This window comes from Sphingomonas rubra (assembly GCF_900115745.1).
Lineage (GTDB): Bacteria > Pseudomonadota > Alphaproteobacteria > Sphingomonadales > Sphingomonadaceae > Sphingomonas > Sphingomonas rubra.
Window position 1 is genome coordinate 1 of record NZ_FOXP01000024.1, and the last position, 1321, is coordinate 1321.

General features: G+C 65.9%; 1 protein-coding gene and 1 other annotated feature. The gene reads left to right on the top strand.

What is annotated here, in order from left to right; all coding sequences use genetic code 11:
* Nucleotides 1-50: 50 nt before the first annotated feature.
* Nucleotides 51-1282, top strand: a protein-coding gene (locus tag BM145_RS15500) for an IS3 family transposase (RefSeq protein WP_093334539.1) whose coding sequence is annotated in 2 segments (ribosomal slippage) — nucleotides 51-342 and nucleotides 342-1282 — 1233 coding nt in all. Because the reading frame shifts where the segments join, the coding sequence is not laid out codon by codon here.
* Nucleotides 335-451, top strand: a sequence feature (AL1L pseudoknot). It overlaps the preceding gene by 117 nt.
* Nucleotides 1283-1321 lie beyond the last annotated feature (39 nt).

Sequence of the window (1321 nt, forward strand, 5' to 3'; positions counted from 1 at the left end):
TGAACCGCGCCGGGTTTGTCGGAGGTCCCAACTCCTGAGAGGAAGGGGCTATGACGAGCAAGACGACGAATAAGTTTTCGCCTGAGGTGCGCGCCCGGGCGGTACGGATGGTGCTGGATCACGAGAAGGATCACCCCTCCCGCTGGGCAGCGGTCGTGTCGATCGCGGCGAAGATCGGGTGTGCGGGCCAGACGCTGCACGAGTGGGTGAAGAAGGCTGAGGTCGACAGCGGCACGCGTGCCGGGGTGCCGAGCGATGTCGCCGATCGGATGAAGGCGCTGGAGCGGGAGAACCGCGAGTTGCGCCAGGCCAACGAGATCCTGCGCAAGGCGTCGGCGTATTTTGCGATGGCGGAGCTCGACCGCCGAGCGAGGTGATGGTGTCGTTCATCGACGCGCATCGTGAGGTGTACGGGGTCGAGCCGATCTGCCGGGTTCTGCCGATCGCCCCATCCACCTATCATGCTCACATTGCACGAAGGATGGAGCCGACCAGGAGGTCGGCTCGGGCTCGGCGTGATGATGCGCTCGGACCGGAGGTGCGCCGCGTGTTCGAGGAGAACTTTCGCGTCTATGGCGTGCGCAAGGTCTGGCGGCAGCTGCGGCGCGAAGGGTTCGACGTCGCTCGCTGCACGGTTGCGCGGCTGATGCGGACAATGGGTCTGGCCGGCGTGATCCGCGGCAAGCCGGTGCGAACCACCGTCAGCGACAAAGCCTCGCCATGCCCGCTCGACCGGGTGAACCGGCAGTTCCGGGCCCCGGCGCCGAACATGCTGTGGGTGTCTGACTTCACCTACGTCGCGACTTGGGCGGGGTTCGTCTACGTCGCCTTCGTCATCGACACCTATGCCCGCCGGATCGTCGGCTGGCGCGCCAGCAGGACGGCGCATGCCAGCTTCGTCCTGGATGCGCTCGAGCAGGCGCTGCACGACCGGCGCCCGCTCCGGGGTGGCGGCCTCGTCCACCATTCCGACCGCGGCAGCCAGTACGTGTCGATCAAGTACACCGAGCGCCTCGCCGAAGCCGGCATCGAGCCATCAGTCGGCAGCGTCGGCGACAGCTACGACAACGCCTTGGCCGAGACGATCAACGGCCTCTACAAGGCCGAGGTGATCCACCGGCGCGGGCCGTGGCGCAGCTTCGAAGCGGTCGAGTACGCTACGCTCGAATGGGTGGACTGGTTCAACCATCGCCGGTTGCTCGAACCCATCGGCAACATCCCACCTGCCGAAGCCGAAGACCAATACTATGCTTCCGACGACGTCATCGATATGGCAGCGTGACTCACATCTAACGGCCTCCGGCAAACCCGGCGCGGTTCA